Origin of the sequence: Pseudomonas sp. Irchel s3b5 (genome assembly GCF_900187435.1) — a bacterium.
In the GTDB taxonomy this organism is placed as follows: Bacteria; Pseudomonadota; Gammaproteobacteria; order Pseudomonadales; family Pseudomonadaceae; genus Aquipseudomonas.
The window spans coordinates 43,734-67,003 of the sequence record NZ_FYDY01000016.1 but is presented as its reverse complement, the minus strand read 5'-3'; the positions used below and the strand labels follow the sequence as shown (position 1 = coordinate 67,003).

Genomic DNA, 23,270 nt, shown 5'->3' with positions numbered 1-23,270 from the left:
GGCCCTATTCAGGCAGCGCTGAAAGCATCCTTGGGCAAACGCTGATTGATTTTCTGATACAGCGCACTGCTTTCGGCCCAATTGCGCATAAACCGCGCGCGATCCCGTGCATAGGCCGGGGCAAAGCTGCCGACGGAGCTGTGCTGACACATTGAGTCGAGATCGATCAGCGCCCAGCGATCCCCCTGCCAGAACAGGTTGTGACCCTTGAAGTCGCCATGACTGATACGTTCGCGAATCAGCTCGGCAAACAGATGATCCAGCGCGGCCAACTCGGACTCAGGTGCATCGCCACGCTCAACATACGGCGCGAAGCGCTCGATGATGTCCGGCCCGGGCAAATACTCGGTGATCAAATAAGCCCGGCTGCGCAACCACAGATAACGCTTTTCCAGCATCGCCAGCGGTTTGGGCGTGGCGATCCCGAGGAACGCCAGGCGATTGCCTTCGCGCCAGGAATGCCAGGCGCGGCTCGGGCGCCAGAAGCGTTTGAGCCAGTGAGCAAACCCTTTGATGTTGTAGCGTTTGATCACCAGCGTGCGGCCATCCACTTCGACCTTGCCGACACTCGCTGCGCCGCCGGTCTTGTACAGGTGCCCCTGATCGAGCAAGGCATCGGCCTGCTCCAGCACCGGCAACATGGCCGCCTCTTCCTCGCGACGAATCGCCCGCAAGCCGAACGCATCGCGCTGCACACTGAACAGCGTGCATTCGCGGCCAACCTTGACCAGGTAGTCCTTGAGGCGCCATTGGCGAACCTTGTCGATCTGCTTCTGCAACGCTTCCATGGGCAAGGCGTGTTCGCCGTTACTGAGCAGGTAATACACCAGCAACTCTTCGGTGAACGGCTCCAGCGTTTTGGGCAACTGCGCGAAAAACACACCGAGGTTTTCCAGGACTTTCTGCCGTGAAAGCGGCTGGCCCGGCGTTTCCGAGCAGATACCACCGCCGTCGATCAAGTACAGACGACCGCCCTGACGCAACAGATTGTCCAGATGCAGGTCTTCCTGCCACAGGCCTTTGCGGTGCATTTGCCCGATCGCGCCCAAAGCCTCGGCCAGTACCGCCCCTTGCCCATCGGACAGTACGGGCTGGCGCTCAACCTGCGTCCAGGTATCGCCCAGGCTTTCGGCTCGCTCCAGAAACTCGAACAACAGCCAGCCACCCTCGCCTTCTTCCAGGCCATCGGCCAGCAACTGCGGCGTGGTCAACCCTTGGGCGGCAAGCAAGCGAACGCCATCCAGCTCGCGCTGAAAATGCCGCGCCGCCCTGGTGCCGACCAGCAACTTGGCCAGCACCGGCCGGCCACGCCAGACGCCGGCACCGACATAGCGCTGCCCCGGCAACACCCGCAGCAAGCTCAACAGTTGCAGATCGGCGGGGCCAGCGGCGTCGGCCAGTGACACAGTCAGTGGCAGGGCCGGGAGACGGCCAGCGGTTTTCAGTTCAGACAAACGCATCAATGCGCCCCTTTGTGACTACGGCGTGCCATCAGGCGCTGCAACCAGCTATCGATCAGAGCACTTTCCTGGCCTTGATCCAGATAAGCGGCGAGCAATTCACGCAACTGAGACTCGTCCCATTGAGGGGCGCGGCGTGTCAGCGGTTCCAGGTCCTTGACCCGGTCACGCTGCCCGTAAAGTAACGGCCGGGTCTTTTCCAGATCAATCAACTGAGCCTGATAGCCGCTGCCGGTTGTTTTCAGAAAAATGTGCTTGGGGTAGAAGCAACCATGCACCTGACGCGCTGCGTGCAGTTGCCGCGCCAGTACACCGCAGGCCTTGAGGATGTGCGAATGCTGTTGCGTGCTCAGGTCCGTCCAGCGCTGCAACAGCGAATCCAGATCGCTCCAGCCATCCAGCGCGCGGGTCAACAGGATCGCCCGGACCTCTCCATCAACCTTTCGCTCGCCGTAGAACGCCGCTTGCATCGCCGGGATGCCCATTTTCTGATAGCGCAGGATGTTACGAAATTCGTGGGCGAAGCTTGGTTCGCCGAACGGTGCGCGCAACGTGCGGGTCATGTAATTGCTCTGGCGTTTCAGGTAGAAACCCTGACCTTCCAGGTCCAGCCGAAACACGCTACTCCAGCCTCCGCGCCCGGTATTGGGCTCATCCACCGCGTCGAGTTGCTTGCCCCAGAGCGCATCGAACGTGCCAAGACCATGCCGTTCAAGCAGCGCACGATCTTCAGCCGCCAGGAAATCAATCATTCGCGTCCCTCGAAAAATCTCACCACGTGCCGGATGCGCTTTTTATCGGCTGCATTGAGCCGGGTCCGGTTGCGGTATTGCAGGTAGAAACGCAGGCGCTGGGTCGCTGACAGCTGATACTTGGCGACCTTGTCCAGGCATGCCAGGTCCTTGGTAATGCGGTAATTGAGCCAGAAACCCCGCCAGAAATCACCATTGGGGCAATCGATCAGGAACAGTCGGGCCTGATCGTCGATCAGCAGGTTGCGCCACTTCAGATCGTTATGGGTGAAACGACGGTCATGCATGGTTCGGGTGTACTGGGCCAGCTGGCGGCTGACGGCGTCGACCCAGGCGCGATCCGCCAGTTTGGGATCGCGCCGTTCGGCCAATGCCGACAGGTCTTCGGTATTGGGTAATTCGCGGGTAATCATCGCACCGCGATCGTACGCCGCGCCGCGTCGCTCGAGCCCCCACGCCACCACTTCAGCGGTGGGAATGCCCCACTTGGCGAAGCGCTTGAGGTTTTGCCATTCCATTTTCACTCGGGGTTTGCCGATATAGCGACGCAACCCCTTGCCGGCGCCCACGTAGCGTTTGACATAGTAATTGACGCCATTGCGCCGCACGCGGATGACCTCGGACAGCGGATCGCGGGTCAGTCGCTCACCCTGAAGCGAGAACACCGCTTCAAGGCTGCCGAAGTCCACTGCCAGATCGCTGTAAGCCGGTTCCAGTCTCCAACCGGACATCAGAGCGCATCCCCGTATCGCTGTTTTCGGTCGTAGAGCTTGTTCGCCTTGCCTTCGAGCCAGTTCAGCAATCCGGCTTCTTCGCCCAGGATCTGCCGCAGCGGTCGCTGGAAATAGCCCTTGAGGAAGCGCAGCTTGTCGCGCCGGGTCAGGCCGATGTCCAGTGCGGAAAAGTACAGCGCCGCCAGGTCTTTGTTGCGCCAGCGCTGGGTGATCGCCGGACGGGTCTGGGCGCGATGCAGGTCGATCACCGAGAGTTTGAAATCATCGGCGGTCACCGGTTTATCGGTGTGCAGCAGGAAGTGGCAGATGTAGCAGTCGCGGTGATTGACGCCAGCGCGGTGCATCATGCCGGTCATGCGTGCGACTTCGGCGATCAGCGCACGCTTGAGCGTTGGCTCCGGCGGTTGCTTGATCCAGTTGATGCTGAAATCTTCAAGACTGACGGTTGGCGCCAGTTCTTCGGTGACGATGAACGAATGCTGATCGGCGGGATTGCTGCCCTTTTCACCGTAAGCGACCGCGGTCATGGTCGGCACGCCGGCTTCCTGCAAGCGCTGAATGGCCTTCCACTCCTGGCCTGCGCCGAGTACCGGCAGCTTGGCGGTGAGCAGGTTCTTGAAGATTTCACCCCAGCCGATGCCACGGTGGATCTTCACGAAAAACCCGCGACCGTTCACCTCGGTACGCAGGGTTCGGCGCGCTTCAAGCTCGCGGTACACCTCGCCCTGCAAGCCCTCGACTTCGGCGAAGGGGTCGCGTCCAGCCCAGAGGCTCTTGAACGGTTCAGCCAGCATCAACTTCATTTAGCCTGCTCCGCCAGAATCACATCGGCCGCGTGTTGCGGCATGCTGTAGAGGTCGGCCGTCTCGGCGAAGGCCAGACCATTGCGGCTCCAGGCCGCCCGTGCCTGAGCGTCATTCAACATGCCGGTCAGGTACTGTGTCAGTTGCGTCTGCTCGAAAGGTTCATCCAGCACCAGGCCAGCGTCAGCCTCGGCGATGTAATGCGCGTAACCGCAGACCGCGCTCACCAGCACCGGCAACCCGGCGACCAAGGCTTCAAGCAGAACGGTGCCGGTGTTTTCGTTGTACGCCGGATGAATCAACAGGTCGGCACCCAGCAGGAAACGCGGGATATCGCTGCGCCCTTTAAGGAACGTCACGTTGTCGCCCAGCCCCAGCGTCGCACTCTGCATCTGGAATAATTTGGGGTCGTCCTGGCCAATTACAAACAGGCGAGTGCGTTTCTTCAGATCAGCGGGCAATGCCGCCAACGCCTTGAGGCTTCGATCCACGCCCTTGGTCTTGAACCCGGAGCCGATCTGAACCAGCAACAGCTCATCGTCCTTCAGGCTGAATTCGGCACGGAAACCGGCGCGAATTTCGTCGGCATCCGCCGGCCGGCGACGGTCCTGGGCGATACCCGGTGGCAGCAAGTGGAAGCGCTCCAGCGGGGTGTCGTAATGTTTGATGAACAGCGGCTGCTGGACTTCGGAAATCATCAGGACTTCAGTCTTGGCGTCCTTGGCGAACACCGCCCGCTCGTACTCGGCGAAGTGACGATAGCGGCCCCAGCGACGGTACAGCGAATTGCGCAGGTTCTGCGCCTTGTCTTCGAAACAGCCGTCGGCAGCGTAGTAGACGTCCAGGCCCGGCATCTTGTTGAAGCCAATCAGGCGGTCGACCGGGCGCTTGGCCAGGTCCGCTTCCATCCACTCGCTGAGCTTTTCGTTGCGTCGATGATTGAAGAACGCCTTGACCGGCGCCACCAGCACTTCGAAGCCCGGCGGCACGTCGCCTTCCCAGATCAGCGTGTAGACGCGAATCTGATGGCCGCGCTTCTGGCACTCCAGAGCAATGCGCATGAAATCGCGCTGCAAACCACCAAACGGAAAGTATTTGTACAGGACAAATGCCAATTGCATCAGCGCAGCTCCTCAGCCAGTAACAACGTGCTCAGTCGGCTGGCGACACGCTCGGGATTCAGACGCGTGAAGCACAGGGGCCACTCGCGCTTCAGGTCAAACTGACGGGCATCTTCGGCCGTCGGTTGATAGGTGCATTTCTTTTGCAGGCATGGCGCGCAAGGGAAATCGCTGGCCAGGTGGATCTGCGATTTGCCGTAGGCGCCGGTCAGCCCCGGATTGGTCGGGCCGAACAGTGACAGTGTCGGCACGTCCAGCGCGGCGGCCAGATGACCGAGGCCGGTGTCCACCGCGACGCAGGCCTGTGCGCCTGCCAGCACCTTGCCGACACCGGCCAGGTTCAGCTTCGGCAGGACTTCGGCGTGCTTGAAGCCTGCCGCAATGCGCTCGGCACGGGCCTTCTCCGCCGGATTGCCCCACGGCAGTTTCACGCCCACACCGAGATAACCGACACGCTCGGTCAGCTCGCGCCAGTAGGCTTCGGGCCAGTGTTTGGTGTCCCAGGTAGTGCCGTGCAAAAACAGCACGTAGGGATTCTTGCGCGGCAACTCGACCAGACGCTCGACGCTCAAACCGTAATCGCCCAGGCCTTTGGGCAAGTCATAGCCCAGCGCGATGGCGAACAACTGACGAACCCGCTCCACTGCGTGCTGACCACGGGCAACCGCCAGACGCCGATCGTAGAAGCGTGCCGCGATCGGTTCGCGGGCCGAACTCTTGTCGAACCCGGCCACCGGCGCTTTGACGTAACGGGTCAGCCAGGCACTTTTCAGAAGCCCCTGAGCGTCGATCACCAGATCGTATTTTGTGGCGCGAATGCTTTGCTTGAAGCGTTTCCACTCACCACTCTTGATGGTTTGCCAGATGTTCTTGCGCCAGCGACGGATCGCCACCGGAATCACCTTGCCCACGGCCGGGTGCCAGCTCGGGATTTCGGCGAAGCCCTCTTCCACCACCCAGTCGAACTGAATGCCGGGAATGGCCCGCGCCGCGTCGGTCAGCGCCGGCAACGCGTGAATCACGTCGCCCAGCGATGAAGTCTTGATCAACAGAACGCGCAAACTATTTGACCTCGACCACAGTGCCCTGCAACCGCTGCAAGGCTTCGTTCACCGCTTGCGGCATCAGTTGGCGCAAGCAGTTGTAATGGCCGAAACGGCAGGTGCGATCGAAGCACGGGCTGCACTCGATGCCCAGGCGAACGACTTCGACGTGCTCGGCCAGCGGCGGCGTGAAACCTGGCGACGTCGAACCGTAGACCGCAACCAGCGGGCGGTTCAGCGCGGCGGCGACGTGCATCAGGCCGGAATCGTTGGACACCACCGCATCGGCGCAGGACATCAGGTCGATGGCTTCGGCCAGCGAGGTGCCGCCGCTGAGGTTGACCGACTCTTCACGCAGGCCGGGAATCAGCCGCGCGCGGATGTCTTCGCCCACGGCGTGGTCGTTTTTCGAACCGAACAGCCAGACTTGCCAGCCCTCGCGAATTTTCGCTTCCGCCACTTTCGCGTAATGCTCGGACGGCCAGCGCTTGGATTCGCCGAACTCGGCGCCGGGGCACAGCACCAACACCGGGCGATCGAGGGTCAAGCCGAACTTGGCCAGTGCCGCCTCGCGGGTGACCGGGTCGATTTGCAGCGTCGGGCGCGGGTACGGTGTTGGCAGCTCGACACCTGGCTCGAAAGCGAGCGCCATAAAGCGCTCGATCATCAGCGGATAACGGTCTTTGTCCAGCGTGCGCACATCATTAAGCAGGCCGTAACGGAACTCGCCACGCCAGCCGGTGCGTTTCGGGATGCCAGCAAAGAACGGCACCAGCGCCGATTTCAAGGAGTTTGGCAACAGGATCGCCTGATCGTACTGACCGGCCAGGGATTTGCCGATGCGCCGACGCGTGGCTAATTCGAGTGCGCCATGGCCGAGCGGGAAGCTCAAGGCCTGGCGAACTTCGGGCATGCGCTCAAGAATCGGCCGGCTCCACTCGGGGGCCAGCACGTCGATTTCGCATTGCGGGTGGCGCTGTTTGAGACACTGAAAGAGTGTCTGCGCCATCACCATGTCACCGACCCAACTGGGCCCAACGATCAGAATTTTCATGTGGTTTCCATAAACGAACCGGGGAGGCCTACGCCTCCCCGCCTCGAAAATCCAGCACCTGCGGGGGGTGAACCGCCAGGTCATTTGGACGAGCCGGCTGGGGCTCATCGGATCAATTCAATACACAATCACGTCAGTCAGCATAAATCCTGTGGCGAGGGAGCTTGCTCCCGCTGGGCTGCGCAGCAGCCCCAAAACCTGCCACCGCATTCTCATCTGACTGACCGCACAAGCTGATTTGGGAGCGCTTCGCGCTCCAGCGGGAGCAAGCTCCCTCGCCACAAAAGCTCGCTCCTACAGGGGATATTGGCGTATCAAATATCCCGTTTCAGCTTAACCCCAACTCACGCCAGATCCGCATGACCTGCCGCCGCTCGTCCGCGAACTGATCACCCGGTATGACGCCGGCGTCCTTCTGCAAGGCCTGCCGGTGGGCAGCGGAGCGGTAAGCTTTATAAGCTTCACGTAGCAGACTGGCATCTTCGACGGGCAACAACCCTTCGTGCTCCAGCTCTTCCAGAATGCGGATGTTATCTGTCCAGCGCAGCAATGGCGGGTGCGTTTGCGACCACGCCAGGGCCGCGTATTGCACCATAAATTCAATATCGACGATACCTCCGGCGTCCTGCTTGAGGTCGAAGGGCGCCGCGGCTTCGAAGGCATTGGCACCGGTTCCGGCTGCGGTGCCCTTGCTGCCGAGGTTCTCGCGCATTTTGGCGCGCATCTCGCTGACCTCCTGACGCAGGGTCGGCAAGTCACGCGGCTTGCCCAGTACCGCGGCGCGGACTTTCTCGAACGCCTGGCCGACATCCTGACTGCCCACCAACACCCGCGCCCGTACCAAGGCCTGATGTTCCCATGTCCATGCTTCACTTTCTTGATAGCGCGCAAACGCCCCCAGCGAACTCACCAAAAGACCCGATGCCCCGGACGGTCGCAGGCGCATGTCCACTTCATACAACTGGCCGGAGTTGGTCTGCGCCGTCAGCAAGTGAATGATGCGCTGGCCCAGACGGGTGAAGAATTGCGCGCCATCGATAGGCTTGGGCCCATCGGTTTCCGCCTGCGGATCGCCGTCGTGGATGAACACCAGGTCCAGGTCCGAACCATGCCCGAGTTCCAGGCCACCGACTTTCCCATAACCGACAATAATGAAGCCGGGATCGCACACGGTCCCGTCGGGGCGCATCGGCGAACCGTACTTGGCCACCGTTTGCCGCCAGGCCAGGGCCATCACTTGTTCGAGGATCGCTTCGGCAAGCCACGTCAGGTAGTCGCTGACCTTCATCAGCGGCAGGCTGCCGGCGATTTCCGAAGCGGCGACCCGCAAGCGGTGCGCCAGTTTGAAATGGCGCAGGGCTTCCATTTGCTGCTCCAGATCGTCTTCGGGAATGCGCGTCAAACGCTCGCGCAGTTCGGCGGCCAGTTCCGGCGCCAACGGCGGCTTGAACAGTCGGCCTTCGTTGAGCAACTCGTCGAGCAACAGCGGGAAGCGCGTGATTTGTTCAGCGATCCACGGGCTGGCGGCGCACAAGGTCAGCAAGCGCCGCAACGCACCGGGATTTTCGGTCAGCAAGACGAGGTACGCCGAACGACGCGCCACCGCTTCCACCAGTGGCAGCACTCGCTCCAGCACCAGGTCCGGGTTGGCGTGCTCAACGGCCTGGGCCAGCAAACGCGGAATAAAGGCATCGAGACGTTCGCGCCCCAGTCGCTGCATGGCGCGCAGTTGCGGACTGCCGCGCAGACCGGCCAACGCCTTCAGCGCCTTCGGCGCATCGGCGAAACCACCCTCTTCCAATTGACGGCAGGCGGCTTCTTCATCCTGGGCCTCTTCCCACAGCGGCAACCATTCTCCGCCCACCACCACTTCGCTTTCGGCACCTTCCTCTTCGTCGGGATCGGCGATCACCTGAGCGAAGTGCCAAGCCACGCGGCCACGCCAGAACATCAGTTTTTCGTGGAAGGCTTCCCAGTCGGCGAAACCGAGCATGAACGCAATACGCGCCTGATCCTGCTCACCATCCGGCAGCATTTGGGTCTGACGGTCGGCAATCGCCTGGATCGCGTGCTCGGTGTAACGCAGGAATTCGTAACCTTCACGCAGTTCGCTGATCACCGCTGGCGGCAGATAGCCCTGCCCTTCCAGTGTGCTCAGTACTTTTAATAGAGGGCGCTGCTGCAAGCTCAAGTCGCGGCCGCCGTGAATCAGCTGGAACGCCTGGGCGATGAACTCCACTTCACGGATACCGCCCGAACCGAGTTTGATGTTGTCGGCCATGCCCTTGCGCCGGACTTCCTGCTGGATCAGCTGCTTCATGGTGCGCAGCGCTTCGATGGCCGAGAAGTCCAGATAACGCCGGTAAACGAAAGGTCGCAGCATGTCTTGCAGTTGCGCGCCGGCCACCTGGTCGCCCGCCACCACCCGCGATTTGATCATCGCGTAGCGTTCCCAGTCGCGGCCCTGGTCCTGGTAATACTGCTCCAGCGCGTTGAAGCTCAGCACCAACGCGCCCGCCGAACCGTAGGGGCGCAAACGCATGTCGACGCGAAACACAAAACCGTCGACGGTCATCGGGTCCAGCGCCTTGATCAGACGCTGGCCGAGCCGGATGAAAAACTCCTGGTTATCCAGCGAGCGTTTGACGCCAACCGTTTCGCCGCCCTCGGGGTAGGCGAAAATCAAGTCGATGTCCGACGACAGGTTCAGCTCCACGGCGCCTAACTTGCCCATGCCGAGGACGACCATCTGCTGCGGCTCGCCGCTGCGCCGACCGGTCGGGACGCCGAATTGCTCGCAATGACGCGCGTACAACCATTGGTATGCCTGGTCGATACTGGCATCGGCCATGTCCGACAGATCGCGACAGGTCTGGACCAGGTCGGCCTGACGGGTCAGGTCGCGCCAGATGATCCGCACCTGATGGCGCGCACGCTGGCGGCGCAGTGCGCGGCCGAGCTGGTCGTCGGTTTCGGCGGCGCTCACTGCGGCTGCAATCTGTGCACACAATTCGCCGGGGGCAAAACTGCGGTCCAGTTCGCCGGACTGCACCAGCGCCAGCAACATCAAAGGGTCACGCACGCTCTGTTCAATGACGAAGTCGCTGGCGGCGGTCACGCGGGCAAATTGCGCCCAGCGCTCTGGCGTCCAGGCTGACAGGCCGTGGTCATCATCGAGCGCGGCGACGGCGGTGCGGAACGACTGTTCGGCACGGGTGACAAACGGCAGGAGAATGCCAGGCAGTTCAGCAAGCGAAGGGAGGCTCATGGTCTATCCTTGATCGGCGTGCAACGGGCTGCATGTAGTGGATTTCGAAAACCCACTACCTGATGGAGTGTCGAACAAAAGTTAGAAATAGCTGAAATTTCTTTGTTTTTGGCAGCCAGCATCAAGCTTTCACCTATTCGAGTTGGAAAAAGACCAACCTTAACGATTATTCTCACAACGCAGCCGGGGGCCCCAAGCCGCTCATCTGTAGTTTTACTACTCGTATATACATTACCAAGGCTGAAATGCCGGAAGATTTGTAGTAAAACTACACGCCGCCGGAACAACCTGTCGGCAAATCCAAGAATTCAAAACGTCTGCCCACAAGGCCAGTCGCTAACTCAGGCAACCGATTCTGGTAGCCTTTCCGCCCTGGAGCAAGCCATGCAAGACCTCGATCCCGTCGAAACCCAGGAATGGCTGGACGCCCTGGAATCGGTTCTCGACAAAGAAGGCGAAGACCGTGCTCACTATTTGATGACCCGTATGGGTGAACTGGCGACCCGCAGCGGTTCGCAGTTGCCTTACGCCATCACCACGCCTTACCGCAACACCATCCCGGTAACCCACGAAGCACGCATGCCTGGCGACCTGTTCATGGAACGCCGCATTCGCTCGCTGGTACGCTGGAACGCGATGGCCATGGTAATGCGTACGAACCTGAAAGATTCTGACCTCGGCGGTCACATCTCCAGCTTCGCTTCCAGTGCGACCCTGTATGACATTGGCTTCAACTACTTCTTCCAGGCCCCGACCGACGAACACGGCGGCGACCTGATCTACTTCCAGGGCCACACCTCGCCAGGCGTTTACGCCCGTGCATTCATGGAAGGCCGCATCACCGAAGACCAGATGAACAACTTCCGCCAGGAAGTCGACGGTCAGGGCCTGTCGTCCTACCCGCACCCTTGGCTGATGCCTGACTTCTGGCAGTTCCCGACCGTATCGATGGGTCTGGGCCCGATCCAGGCGATCTACCAGGCACGCTTCATGAAGTACCTGGAACACCGCGGTTTCATCCAGCCAGGCAAACAGAAAGTCTGGTGCTTCCTGGGCGACGGCGAGTGCGACGAGCCGGAATCCCTGGGCGCTATCTCCCTGGCCGGCCGCGAGAAGCTGGACAACCTGATCTTCGTCATCAACTGCAACCTGCAGCGCCTCGACGGCCCGGTTCGCGGCAACGGCAAGATCATCCAGGAACTCGAAGGCGTGTTCCGCGGTGCTCAGTGGAACGTGACCAAAGTCATCTGGGGCCGTTTCTGGGACCCACTGCTGGCCAAGGACGTCGACGGCATCCTGCAGCGTCGCATGGACGAAGTCATCGACGGCGAGTACCAGAACTACAAAGCCAAAGACGGCGCGTTCGTGCGTGAACACTTCTTCAACACGCCAGAACTCAAGGCGATGGTTGCAGACCTGTCCGACGACGAGATCTGGAAACTCAACCGTGGCGGCCACGACCCGTACAAGGTCTACGCGGCGTACCACGAAGCGGTCAATCACAAAGAACAACCGACCGTCATCCTGGCCAAGACCATCAAGGGTTATGGCACCGGTGCCGGCGAAGCGAAAAACACCGCGCACAACACCAAGAAAGTCGACGTCGAGAGCCTGAAGCTGTTCCGCGACCGCTTCGACATTCCGGTCAAAGACGAAGAGCTGGAAAACCTGCCGTTCTTCAAGCCGGAAGAAGGCAGCGCCGAAGCCCGTTACCTGAGCGAACGTCGTACTGCGCTGGGTGGTTTCGTGCCACAGCGTCGCGCACAAAGCTTCAACATCCCGACTCCGCCACTGGACACCCTCAAGGCGATCCTGGACGGCTCGGGCGACCGTGAAATTTCCACCACCATGGCGTTCGTGCGGATCCTCGCGCAACTGGTCAAGGACAAGGAAATCGGCCCGCGCATCGTTCCGATCATCCCGGACGAAGCCCGTACCTTCGGTATGGAAGGCATGTTCCGTCAGCTGGGTATCTACTCCTCCGTCGGCCAGCTCTACGAGCCAGTCGATAAAGACCAGGTGATGTTCTACAAGGAAGACCAGAAGGGTCAGATCCTTGAAGAAGGCATCAACGAAGCGGGCGCCATGAGCTCCTTCATCGCGGCCGGTACTTCGTACTCCAGCCACAACCAGCCGATGCTGCCGTTCTACATCTTCTACTCGATGTTCGGTTTCCAGCGTATCGGTGACCTGGCCTGGGCCGCTGGCGACAGCCGTACCCGTGGCTTCCTGATCGGCGGCACCGCCGGCCGTACCACCCTGAACGGTGAAGGCCTGCAACACGAAGACGGTCACAGCCACCTGCTGGCCTCGACCATCCCGAACTGCCGCACCTACGATCCAACCTACGGCTACGAGCTGGCGGTGATCATTCAGGACGGCATGAAGAAGATGACCGAAGAGCAACAGGACGTCTTCTACTACATCACCGTGATGAACGAGTCCTACCAGCAGCCAGCCATGCCGGCCGGTGCCGAAGAAGGCATCAAGAAAGGCATGTACCTGCTCGAGGAAGACAACCGCGAAGCGGCGCACCACGTTCAGCTGATGGGCTCCGGCACCATCCTGCGTGAAGTCCGTGAAGCAGCGAAGATCCTGCGTGAAGAGTTCAACGTTGGTGCTGACGTCTGGAGCGTTACCAGCTTCAACGAACTGCGTCGCGACGGCCTGGCCGTTGAGCGCACCAACCGTCTGCACCCGGGCCAGAAGCCTAAGCTGAGCTATGTGGAAGAGTGCCTGAACGGCCGTAAAGGTCCGGTCATCGCGTCTACCGACTACATGAAACTGTTCGCCGAACAGATCCGTCAGTGGGTACCGGTCAAGGAATTCAAAGTCCTGGGCACCGACGGTTTCGGTCGCAGCGACAGCCGCAAGAAACTGCGTCATTTCTTCGAAGTCGACCGTCATTTCGTGGTGTTGGCAGCCCTGGAAGCACTGGCTGACCGTGGTGACATCGAACCTAAGATTGTGGCTGAAGCCATCACCAAGTTCGGTATCAACCCGGAAAAACGCAACCCACTGGACTGCTGAGGAGAGATTCTGTGAGCGAACTCATTCGCGTACCTGACATCGGCAGCGGTGAAGGTGAAGTAATTGAACTGTTTGTGAAGGTCGGCGACCGTATCGAAGCCGACCAGAGCATCCTGACGCTGGAATCGGACAAGGCGAGCATGGAAGTGCCTGCGCCGAAGGCCGGTATCATCAAGAGCCTGAAAGTGAAGCTGGGCGATCGTCTGAAAGAAGGCGACGAACTGCTGGAGCTGGAAGTCGAAGGTGCCGCTGCTGCGGCCCCAGCGGCTGCCGCTGCGCCAGCCGCCAAGGCTGAAGCCCAACCGGTTGCTGCTCCTGCCGCCGCTCCTGCTGCTGCGCCGGCTGCCGCCAGCGTTCAGCAAGTGCACGTGCCGGACATCGGCTCGTCGGGCAAGGCCCAGATCATCGAGATCCAGGTCAAGGTCGGCGATACCGTCGCGGCTGATCAGTCGCTGATCACACTGGAATCCGACAAGGCGAGCATGGAAATCCCGTCGCCCGCCGCTGGCGTGGTCAAGACCATCAGCGTCAAGCTCAACGACGAAGTCGGCACCGGCGACCTGATTCTGGACCTGGAAGTGGCAGGTGCTGCGGCACCGGCTGCCGCTCCGGCCCAGGCGGCTGCAACTGCCGCCGCTGCACCTGCTCCTGCGGCGGCTCCGGCTGCTCCAGTGGCTGACAGCGTTCAGGACATCCACGTTCCGGACATCGGTTCGGCGGGCAAGGCCAAGATCATCGAAGTACTGGTCAAGGCTGGCGACACCGTTGCCGCCGACCAGTCGCTGATTACCCTGGAATCCGACAAGGCGAGCATGGAAATCCCATCGCCAGCCGCTGGCGTGGTGGAAAGTGTTTCCATCAAGCTCGATGACGAAGTCGGTACCGGCGACCTGATCCTCAAGCTGAAAGTCAAAGGCGCTGCGCCGGCTGCTGCTCCGGCACCTGCCGCTGCCGCTCCAAGCACACCGGCTCCAGCCGCGGCTGCTCCGGCCGCCGCTGCACCTGCTGCCCCGGCCGCTGCTCCAGCCAAGCCTGGCGCGAAAGTTCACGCCGGCCCTGCCGTGCGTCAACTGGCCCGTGAATTCGGCGTCGAACTGAACGCCGTTGGCGCCAGCGGTCCGCACGGTCGCATCCTGAAAGAAGACGTGCAGGTTTACGTCAAAGCCATGATGCAAAAGGCCAAGGAAGCACCGGCCGCTGCTGCCGGCGCAACCGGTGGCGCGGGCATCCCGCCGATTCCGGTCGTGGACTTCAGCCGCTTCGGTGAAACCGAAGAAGTGCCGATGACTCGCCTGATGCAAATCGGCGCGTCGAGCCTGCACCGCAGCTGGCTGAACATTCCGCACGTGACTCAGTTCGATTCGGCTGATATCACCGAGCTGGAAGCGTTCCGCATCGCTCAGAAAGCCGTTGCAGAGAAGGCTGGCGTCAAGCTGACCATCCTGCCGCTGCTGCTCAAGACCTGCGCGCACCTGCTCAAGGAAATGCCGGACTTCAACAGTTCGCTGGCACCAAGCGGCAAAGCGATCATCCGCAAGAAGTACGTGAACATCGGCTTCGCCGTCGACACCCCTGAAGGCCTGCTGGTACCGGTCATCAAGAACGTCGACCAGAAGAGCCTGTTGCAACTGGCAGCCGAAGCCGCTGCGCTGGCCGCCAAAGCCCGCGACAAAAAGCTCACCGCTGACGACATGCAAGGCGCCTGCTTCACCATTTCCAGCCTCGGCCACATTGGTGGCACCGGCTTCACGCCGATCGTCAACGCGCCGGAAGTGGCGATCCTCGGTGTTTCCAAGGCAACCATCCAGCCAGTCTGGGACGGCAAAGCCTTCCAGCCGAAACTGATGCTGCCGCTGTCTCTGTCCTACGATCACCGTGTGATCAACGGCGCCGCTGCTGCACGCTTCACCAAGCGTCTGAGCGATCTGCTGGGCGACATCCGTACCATGCTCCTGTAATCCCGAATGGCCCTCCATCGCTGGAGGGCCGTTCGCGTTCCACGTTTCCGAGCGCCACGCTCGTACCTCAACCCCGCCAATTGGCGGGGCTTTTTTTGCCTGAAGCTTTTAACTTACAAAAGTGTATTCCTACATTTGTGGCTGATATCGGCTACAAGTCGAATCCATTTCGGCCAGATATTTTTTCAGGCTCAATAACTAGGCTTAGTTCGAGTGTTATTGAACACCCTTGAAAACATCATTTATTTATCTGGTTAAAAATCGAATGGACTCGAACATGTTAAAACCCACCGTCGGGCCAATTCTTGGCCACACAACAACTCACCATGCGCGAATCTTTCTGCGGGGCGACTTACAAAATAATGCGTTGGCATTTGCCGGCATTCGTTATCGACGACGGGGCGAAGAGAGTTGGTCAAAGGGTGCATTCGCCAAACTCGAGCCGATGCGCGATATGTCCGATGTGATCGCACTCAATGACCTTGCCGCCGACACCGACTACGAATACCAGGCCGGCTGGTTCAGCCCGATGAACCCGGCGCATACCGTGGACTCTGTGCAGGAGCTGCCGCTGCAATGGCCCCGCCCGATTCATCGCCTGCGCACCCGCTCCAGCGAGGCCAACCGGCCCCGCGCGTACATTGTCGGCTCCTGCCGTTACCTGCGCATGACGGCGGGAGTTCCTTCGATGCCTCACCTTGGCGACAGGATCTTCGCGTCAATCTCGCGCCTGGCGGAGCAAGCAAAACTGCCCATCAGTGCATTACTGATGACCGGCGACCAGATCTATGTCGATGATTTGAACATCATTGCCCCTGATCGGGAATTCAAGGAAATACTGCAGAAGTATCGCGCTGCGTTTTCACAGCCTCATATCGCCAAGTTGATGGCCAGCCTGCCCACTTACATGATCCTTGATGATCACGAGATAGAAGACAACTGGCCTGCCAATAAACATAAAACCGATGAACACTTATATCGCAACGCAACAAAGGCCTATGAGTTATATCAAGCCAGCCACAGCCCGGCGCACACACTTTCCGCCAACGGACAATTAAACAAGCAACTCGATAAGTACTGGTATCCATTCACCGACGGCGATATCGAATGGTTTGTCACCGACAGTCGAACCCGTCGCAATCTGTCGGCGACCGACCGACGCATTCTCGACACAGACCAAGAGCAAGCGCTGTGTGACTGGCTGATTCACAGCCCGGCGCGGGTCAAATTCGTGGTCACCAGCGTCATGTTCTACCCCGACCGCAAACGACTGGGCGATGACGCCTGGCAGGCCTTTCCCGAACAACGGCTACGGCTGCTGGAAACCATTCGTACACACCGCATCAAGAACGTCGTGTTCATTTCCGGCGATGTCCATGGCTCGCTGTGCAGTCGGCTGACCCATAGCGAGGATCCGGATTTCGAGGTTCACACCATCGTCTCGTCCCCGTTGTGCAACAGCAAGCTGCTGCCCTACGCCAAGGCTTCCACCTTTATCCTCGACCAACCCTTGGCCCGCACGGCCGCCGGGGATTACCGACATGAGCTGACCGGCACAGTCATCAGCCAGGATAACTTCACGCATCTGGTCGTCGAGGGGGATCGGATTGAGGTGAATTACCACGATCGGGATGGAAAGCTGCTGCAATCGTCCAGTATCAAATTGCGTTGAAACCAAAAGATCGCAGCCTTCGGCAGCGCCTACGGGCTGCGATCTTTTCGCTAATACCATTACTTTTCGCCGCAGACTGGAGAAAACTTATCGCCTGCCGACATATTCTTATAGCACTTGGCCTTCATCTCTCTTGTCAGTCGGTGCCGCAATGATGCAACCTTGCCGCAGGCAACAGTACAGAGGGCGAGAGCCCGGCGCGTTCAGCAAATTCGAAGCGAGTTTCCCTCCATGAAAAGCCAACCCGATGCCGCCAGCCGTATGGTGGCCGAGGTAGTGACGCAGTTGCCTGTGCCCTCGCGGCTCGGCATGCTGCGTTTCGAACGGCTTAATGAACCCAGCTGGGCGCTGCTGTTTCTCGATCCCAACTGCGAACACCAATTCGGCATGCAGGCCATGGAGCTTTGTGCGCTGGTCGACTCGCCCTACGCCAGCCTGATGGAGCCCGAAGCGCGCTATCAGCTGCATGACGCCGTCCAGCAGCAACTGACCGAAAGCCCGCATTACCAGATCCGCTATACCTTGCACACCGCCGCCGGCTCCCTGAATCTGCTGGAACTGGGCGAAGCCTACAAACAACACAACCGGCACTTGTTGCGCGGCTACCTGATGGTCGTCGACGGCGTGCTCGAGGGCTCTGCGCTGCAACCGGCCCTGGACCTCGAAACCCAGAACTCGCGCCTGCAGATTGCCCTTGAGCTCAACCAGCGTACCCAGCAGGAGCAACTGCTGCATCTGGATCGAGCGCGTGCCCAGCAGGACCTGATCCTGTTGCTGACCCGCCAGCGCTACAGCAGCAACAATTCCCTGCAAGAAGCTGCCGAACTGATCACCCGCAGCGCCTGCGACATCTACGAAATCGACTGCGCCAGCCTGTGGCACCTCGACGGCTCAAAACTGGTGCCGATCTCGGCCTATCACCGCACGACCCAGGAATATTTGCTGCAGGAGTCGATCGACGTCAGCGTGTTCCCCGATTACCTCGACGCCTTGCACACCGGTCGCGCCATCGACGCGCACAACGCCATGCGCGACCCGCGCACCCGGGAAATGGCCGAAAGCCTGCGCCCGCGCGATGTAAACGCGATGCTCGACGCCAGTATCCGTGTCGACGGCCAAGTCGTGGGCGTGCTGTGCCTGGAACAGACCGGTGCGACGCGTGCCTGGCAGTCCGATGAAATCGCCTTCGCCGGTGAACTGGCGGATCAGTTCGCCCAGGTCATCAGCAATCACAATCGCCGCACCGCGACCAGCGCCCTGCACCTGTTCCAGCGCGCAGTCGAGCAAAGTGCGAACGCCTTTCTGCTGGTCAATTGCGACGGCGTTGTCGAATACGTCAACCCGAGCTTCACCGCGATCACCCAGTACAGCACCGAAGAAGTCCACGGCCAGCGGCTGTCGGAACTGCCGGCACTGGAAAACCTCAGCGAACTGCTGTTCGACGCACCTTCGGCACTGGCCAAGAGCAACAGCTGGCAGGGCGAGTTCAAGAGCCGTCGAAAGAACCTCGAACCCTACTGGGGCCAGTTGTCGATCTCCAAGGTTTACGGCGACAACCGCGAACTGACCCATTACATCGGCATCTATGAAGACATCACCCAGACCAAGCTCGCTCAGCAACGCATCGAGCGCCTGGCCTACACCGACAACCTGACCAACCTCGGCAACCGCCCGGCGTTCATCCGTAACCTCGATGAGCGCTTTGCCCGAGACAGCGATGCGCCGATCAGCCTGTTGCTGGTGGACATCGACAACTTCAAGCGGATCAACGACAGCCTCGGCCACCAGACCGGCGACAAACTGCTGATCAGCCTGGCCCGACGTCTGCGCAATAGTCTGATACCGAGCGGCAGCCTGGCGCGATTCGCCAGTAACGAATTCGCCGTGTTGCTGGACAACAGCGACCTCACGGTAGGCCAGCAAGTGGCCAACCAATTGCTGGCGACCCTCGACAAACCGATGTTCGTCGACAACCAATTGATCAGCGTCACCGGCTCCGTGGGCCTGGCCTGCGCGCCGTTGCACGGGCGCGACCCGCAAACCCTGATGCGCAACGCCGGTCTGGCGCTGCACAAGGCCAAGGCCAACGGCAAACATCAGGTGCAAGTGTTCACCGAAGCACTGAACGCCGAGGCCAGCTACAAGCTGTTCGTCGAAAACAACCTGCGCCGCGCCCTGACCCAGAACGAACTCGACGTGTTCTACCAGCCAAAGCTGTGCCTGCGCAGCGGTCGCCTGCTGGGGATGGAAGCGCTACTGCGCTGGGATCATCCGGAAAAAGGCATGATCCGCCCGGACCAGTTCATCAGCGTGGCCGAAGAGACGGGGTTGATCATTCCGATCGGTAAATGGATCGCCCGTCAGGCCTGCCGCATGAGCAAAGCCCTGACCGCCGCGGGCCTGGGCAATTTGCAGGTGGCGATCAACCTGTCCCCCAAGCAGTTTTCCGATCCGGATCTGGTGACATCGATTGCCAACATCCTCAAGGAAGAAGCCCTGCCCGCTCACCTGCTGGAGCTGGAGCTGACCGAAGGCTTGTTGCTGGAGGCCACCGAAGACACCCACTTGCAGCTCGACCAGCTCAAGCGCCTGGGCCTGACCCTGGCCATGGATGACTTCGGTACCGGTTATTCGTCGCTCAGCTACCTGAAAAAATTCCCCATCGACATCATCAAGATCGATCGAAGCTTCATCCACGAAATCCCGGACAACCAGGACGACATGGAAATCACCTCCGCGGTGATCGCCATGGCTCATAACCTGAAGCTCAAGGTCGTGGCTGAAGGCATCGAAACCGCCGAGCAACTGGCGTTCCTGCGCCGTCACCGCTGCGACGTCGGCCAGGGCTACCTGTTCGACCGCCCTATCCCGGGCACCGAGCTGATCGAAAGGCTCAAACGCTACCCGCGCGGCCCAATCGCCTGACAAACACACATCCCGCTCCTACAAGGGTAGTGCGCATCCCGCTGGTATTGGGCACACTGATGGTCTGTTTATTTACATCTCAACCTGACTGAGAGGACTGATCATGGTTCTGCGCTCGGAAATTCTGGTGAACAAAAACGTGCTCCCTACCAAAGAACAAGCTTTGCCTGGCCGTGAATCCCCGATGAACCTGCCGGAAAGACATTTCGTCCACGACGCCCCGCTGCTGGGTCCGTTCGCCACCGATGTCGATTTTGCGATCTTCGGCCTCGGCTGCTTCTGGGGCGCGGAACGTCGCTTCTGGCAGCGTGAAGGCGTAGTCAGCACCGTGGTGGGTTACGCCGGCGGCTTCACGCCAAACCCTACCTACGAAGAAGTCTGCTCGGGCCTGACCGGCCACACCGAAGTGGTGCTCGTGGTCTATGAGCCGGCAAAAGTCAGTTACGAAGAATTGCTGAAGATGTTCTGGGAACTGCACAACCCGACCCAGGGTATGCGTCAGGGCAACGACATCGGCACCCAATATCGCTCTGTGATCTATGCGACCAACCCGACGCAACTGGCCGCCGCCGAACACAGCAAAGAAGTGTTCCAGGTCGAACTGACCAAGGCCGGCAAAGGCGACATCACCACCGAAATCGAAGAAGCCCCAACGGTTTACTTCGCCGAGGCGTATCACCAGCAGTACCTGGCGAAAAATCCGGAAGGCTACTGCGGGATTGGCGGCACCGGCGTGACCTGCCCGATCTGACGCAGATCACTTGTAGGAGCCGGCTTGCTGGCGATGGCGGCAGACTGTCCAGCGGTGAACTCTGGATTGCCATCGCCGGCAAGCCGGCTCCTACAGGCCGAGCATTACTCGGCAATCAACCAATCCATCTTCCAACTACCCTCGGTCTGCCCCAGTTTCTGGGCCAGCCACGGCAGTAGCTCGCGCAATTCTTCCTCCAGCCCCCACGGCGGATTGGCAATCGCCAACCCGGAACCGTTCAGGCTGTTCGGCGTATCCAGCGGATGCACCAGCAACTCCACGCGCAACAACTTCGGCGCCCCGGTACCCGCCAGGTCCTGATAGAACCGACGCAAGGCGCGCTGATCCTTCACCGGGTACCAGATCGCGGCCACGGTTTGACGCATCCGGCCAATCGCCTCTTTCAGCGACGCCGCACAACGCTGCATCTCGTCGAGCTGCTCGAACGGCGGATCGATCAACATCACCGCGCGCTTCTCCTGCACCGGTAGCATGGCACGCGGCACATGCCAGCCTTCGCCCAGGTGCACTTTGACCCGACGATCACCGGCCATGTTGTCCTTGAGCAGCACGCCATCTTCCGGGTGCTTTTCGTTGAGCATCACGCGATCCTGCGCACGGGTCAGGCGCCGCGCCAATTCCGGCGAGCCCGGGTAATAGCGCAACTGGCCATCCGGGTTCATCTCGTGCAGCACCTGCATGTAATCGGCAGTCAGGATCGGCAGATCCGGCTGATCCCACAAACGCGCGATACCTTCCAGGTACTCACCGGTACGGCTGGCCTGATCGCCCTGCAGGTCATACAGACCAATACCGGCGTGGGTGTCGAGATAGGCAAACGGCTGCTCCTTGCGCGACATCAGGGCGATGAGGCGGGTCAAGGTCAGGTGTTTGAACACATCGGCGTGATTGCCGGCATGGAAGGCGTGACGATAATTCATGGTTGCTCCTGCGAAGGCCGGGAAGTTTACCTTTTACCGGCTGGCAAGTCAGGGGTTCGCAGCTGAGTGGCTCGACGCAGTGGTCGCCCCGACCTGTAGGAGCCGGCTTGCTGGCGATGGCGGCGTATCAATCAACATGGATATTGCCTGACCTACCGCTATCGCCAGCAAGCCGGCTCCTACAGAATCAGGCGAACGCGTCGCTACTGAGAAGGCTGCGCCCGCAATCGCCGACCAAGCACATCCAGCACATCACAGCCATCGCGCAACGGAATCGCGCAGAGCAAGGCAAAGTCACTGAGGATGAACGACTCGCACTCAACCGTACCGCGCATGGACAGGTTTTCCAGCACTTGGGTGAGGGCCATGAAGCGGTTTTCGGGATGGGGGACTGGTTTTACGTACGGTGGATCGGGATTAAGTTTGGTCATTTTTCAAATATCTCCGGGGTATTTATTTGAAGCTGCCAACGACCTTTCCTACGGGCTTGGGTGGCAGCCGTGCGCGGGAGTAGGAAACTGAGCAAAACCCCAAACTCAGCCACGTCGAAACGTGTCCCGCACACAGCCGCCGCGAACGATGTTACGAACACAAAATAACTACCGCAATCAAACGACAGCGCTGATGCGCGTTGGGGGAAAGGGTTCCTACACCCTGCCACCGCATCCGCGGTGACAGGCAAAAGACTATCCCTCCAACCTATCGCCCACCAGTTCACGCAAACCGCCACAACTTGAAGGAAATCTCCGAGGACCTTGCCCGGAAATGTCCTAGGACCTACTGCATTTCCTCCATAAAGTACGCCAGCACCTCATCCTTAGGCGCGGATGGCAAATCAGGCTGTTTGAGAAAATTCGCAACCTTGCTGCGCAGTACATTTTCAGAAAACGCCTCAAACACATTAGGTTGCTCCTCACTCAACCACTGCAGCAGGTTACCGATGCGGGTCGAATCATCTACGGCACCCAGATGTTGCAGCACCGACTCAGGCACCTCCCACCACGGAAAAACCCTCTCCGATTTATGCGCGCCACCGCCAATTTCCAGCGACTGCCCATTGATCAAACAACGTTCAATCACCGGCAGCAGTTGCGCAGCGTCCACTTCGGCAGAACGCAAAATCGGCAACAAAAAACGCCCATCCCAAAAACGAAAAAACACTGCCTTGCAATCCAGCAGCTTCACTTGCGTCAGGCTGCGCAAATGCTCGACCAGCCCCTCCAGGCTCGCCGACGACACTGCCAGCCAACCCCAGTCCTGAGACTCGGTCGTTGCCACCCACTGCAAAAACTCATTGCCAGGCTCGACGATCCCCACATAAGGCATCACCTCTTTCCACTCGGCATACGCCGTGTCCGCCCAAACCGGGCGCGGCGCCTTACCGCCCCCTGATTGCAGCCACACCTTGAACGGCTCTGCGGCGCTGGCACTGCTGAAGATGGCGAAGAGTTGTTCGGTGTCAGAAAGCGGAGAATTTTGTAGCCAAATATCTGGGCAAATCATGGAAGGACCTCCAAATCAAAACCAGCGTGCCGCTCCCAAGGACATCCACGAAAAAACCTAATCTATCCAACTCATACTCCTACCGACCAATATCAAAGCAATAGCAGCTATACCGAGAGTCAATGTCAGCCAACTATAAGTGATCACAATCACTCTCAATTTTTTCGGAAAAAACTGATAATCCTCTAAGTTCAACTCACTACTTTTCAAAGACCTCCCTGAAAAAATAATTAACGCCCCTATAGAGCTGGTGCT

General features: G+C 59.9%; 16 protein-coding genes. 5 read left to right on the top strand and 11 right to left on the bottom strand.

Annotated features, from left to right (window positions below):
- Positions 1-8: 8 nt before the first annotated feature.
- The 8 genes from CKW15_RS17375 to glnE form a co-directional block, all read right to left on the bottom strand.
- Positions 9-1,460, bottom strand: a complete 1,452-nt coding sequence (locus CKW15_RS17375) for a lipopolysaccharide kinase InaA family protein (protein ID WP_095152485.1) — start codon at positions 1,458-1,460, stop codon at positions 9-11.
- Complete coding sequence (locus CKW15_RS17370; RefSeq protein ID WP_095056413.1) at positions 1,460-2,212, bottom strand: lipopolysaccharide kinase InaA family protein; 753 nt, start codon at positions 2,210-2,212, stop codon at positions 1,460-1,462. The genes CKW15_RS17375 and CKW15_RS17370 overlap by 1 nt, the downstream gene beginning before the upstream one ends.
- Positions 2,209-2,943: a lipopolysaccharide kinase InaA family protein gene (locus tag CKW15_RS17365; protein ID WP_095056414.1), complete on the bottom strand. Its 735-nt coding sequence runs from the start codon at positions 2,941-2,943 to the stop codon at positions 2,209-2,211. Before CKW15_RS17365 ends, CKW15_RS17370 begins: the two co-directional genes overlap by 4 nt.
- Complete coding sequence (gene rfaP, locus CKW15_RS17360; RefSeq protein WP_095056415.1) at positions 2,943-3,749, bottom strand: lipopolysaccharide core heptose(I) kinase RfaP; 807 nt, start codon at positions 3,747-3,749, stop codon at positions 2,943-2,945. Before rfaP ends, CKW15_RS17365 begins: the two co-directional genes overlap by 1 nt.
- Positions 3,746-4,870, bottom strand: coding sequence for a glycosyltransferase family 4 protein (locus tag CKW15_RS17355; protein WP_095056416.1), 1,125 nt, complete (start codon positions 4,868-4,870; stop codon positions 3,746-3,748). Before CKW15_RS17355 ends, rfaP begins: the two co-directional genes overlap by 4 nt.
- Complete coding sequence (waaC, locus tag CKW15_RS17350) at positions 4,870-5,931, bottom strand: lipopolysaccharide heptosyltransferase I (RefSeq protein WP_095152484.1); 1,062 nt, start codon at positions 5,929-5,931, stop codon at positions 4,870-4,872. The genes CKW15_RS17355 and waaC overlap by 1 nt, the downstream gene beginning before the upstream one ends.
- 1 nt (position 5,932) lies before the next feature.
- Positions 5,933-6,967 carry a lipopolysaccharide heptosyltransferase II gene (gene waaF, locus CKW15_RS17345; protein ID WP_095056418.1) on the bottom strand — a complete coding sequence of 345 codons (1,035 nt, stop codon included), beginning with the start codon at positions 6,965-6,967 and terminating at the stop codon, positions 5,933-5,935.
- 328 nt (positions 6,968-7,295) lie between these two features.
- A complete protein-coding gene (gene glnE, locus CKW15_RS17340) occupies positions 7,296-10,235 on the bottom strand; it encodes a bifunctional [glutamate--ammonia ligase]-adenylyl-L-tyrosine phosphorylase/[glutamate--ammonia-ligase] adenylyltransferase (RefSeq protein ID WP_095152483.1) in 2,940 nt (979 codons plus the stop codon).
- 384 nt (positions 10,236-10,619) lie between these two features.
- Here glnE and aceE point away from each other — a divergent pair, with 384 nt between their 5' ends.
- From aceE to msrA, 5 genes are all read left to right on the top strand, one after another.
- Entirely contained in the window at positions 10,620-13,265 is a 2,646-nt protein-coding gene (gene aceE, locus CKW15_RS17335; protein WP_095152482.1) for a pyruvate dehydrogenase (acetyl-transferring), homodimeric type, read from the top strand.
- Positions 13,266-13,276: 11 nt separating this feature from the next.
- Positions 13,277-15,223, top strand: a complete 1,947-nt coding sequence (gene aceF, locus CKW15_RS17330) for a dihydrolipoyllysine-residue acetyltransferase (protein ID WP_095152481.1) — start codon at positions 13,277-13,279, stop codon at positions 15,221-15,223.
- 277 nt (positions 15,224-15,500) lie between these two features.
- The gene (locus CKW15_RS17325) at positions 15,501-16,895 is read left to right on the top strand and encodes an alkaline phosphatase D family protein (protein ID WP_095152480.1); all 1,395 of its coding nucleotides are present in this window, start codon (positions 15,501-15,503) and stop codon (positions 16,893-16,895) included.
- 231 nt (positions 16,896-17,126) lie between these two features.
- On the top strand, positions 17,127-19,820 hold the full coding sequence (locus tag CKW15_RS17320) for a bifunctional diguanylate cyclase/phosphodiesterase (protein ID WP_095056423.1): 2,694 nt from the start codon (positions 17,127-17,129) through the stop codon (positions 19,818-19,820).
- A gap of 103 nt (positions 19,821-19,923) precedes the next feature.
- The gene (gene msrA / locus CKW15_RS17315; RefSeq protein WP_095056424.1) at positions 19,924-20,571 is read left to right on the top strand and encodes a peptide-methionine (S)-S-oxide reductase MsrA; all 648 of its coding nucleotides are present in this window, start codon (positions 19,924-19,926) and stop codon (positions 20,569-20,571) included.
- A 104-nt stretch (positions 20,572-20,675) separates the two neighbouring features.
- On the opposite strand, the gene CKW15_RS17310 is transcribed toward msrA, so the two are convergent.
- The 3 genes from CKW15_RS17310 to CKW15_RS17300 all read right to left on the bottom strand — a co-directional run bounded on the left by CKW15_RS17310 (position 20,676) and on the right by CKW15_RS17300 (position 23,015).
- Positions 20,676-21,512 carry a 23S rRNA (adenine(2030)-N(6))-methyltransferase RlmJ gene (locus CKW15_RS17310; protein WP_095056425.1) on the bottom strand — a complete coding sequence of 279 codons (837 nt, stop codon included), beginning with the start codon at positions 21,510-21,512 and terminating at the stop codon, positions 20,676-20,678.
- Between the two features lie 203 nt (positions 21,513-21,715).
- Complete coding sequence (locus tag CKW15_RS17305; protein ID WP_095152479.1) at positions 21,716-21,943, bottom strand: hypothetical protein; 228 nt, start codon at positions 21,941-21,943, stop codon at positions 21,716-21,718.
- A 346-nt stretch (positions 21,944-22,289) separates the two neighbouring features.
- Positions 22,290-23,015, bottom strand: a complete 726-nt coding sequence (locus tag CKW15_RS17300) for a DUF4123 domain-containing protein (RefSeq protein WP_095152478.1) — start codon at positions 23,013-23,015, stop codon at positions 22,290-22,292.
- Positions 23,016-23,270: the final 255 nt, after the last annotated feature.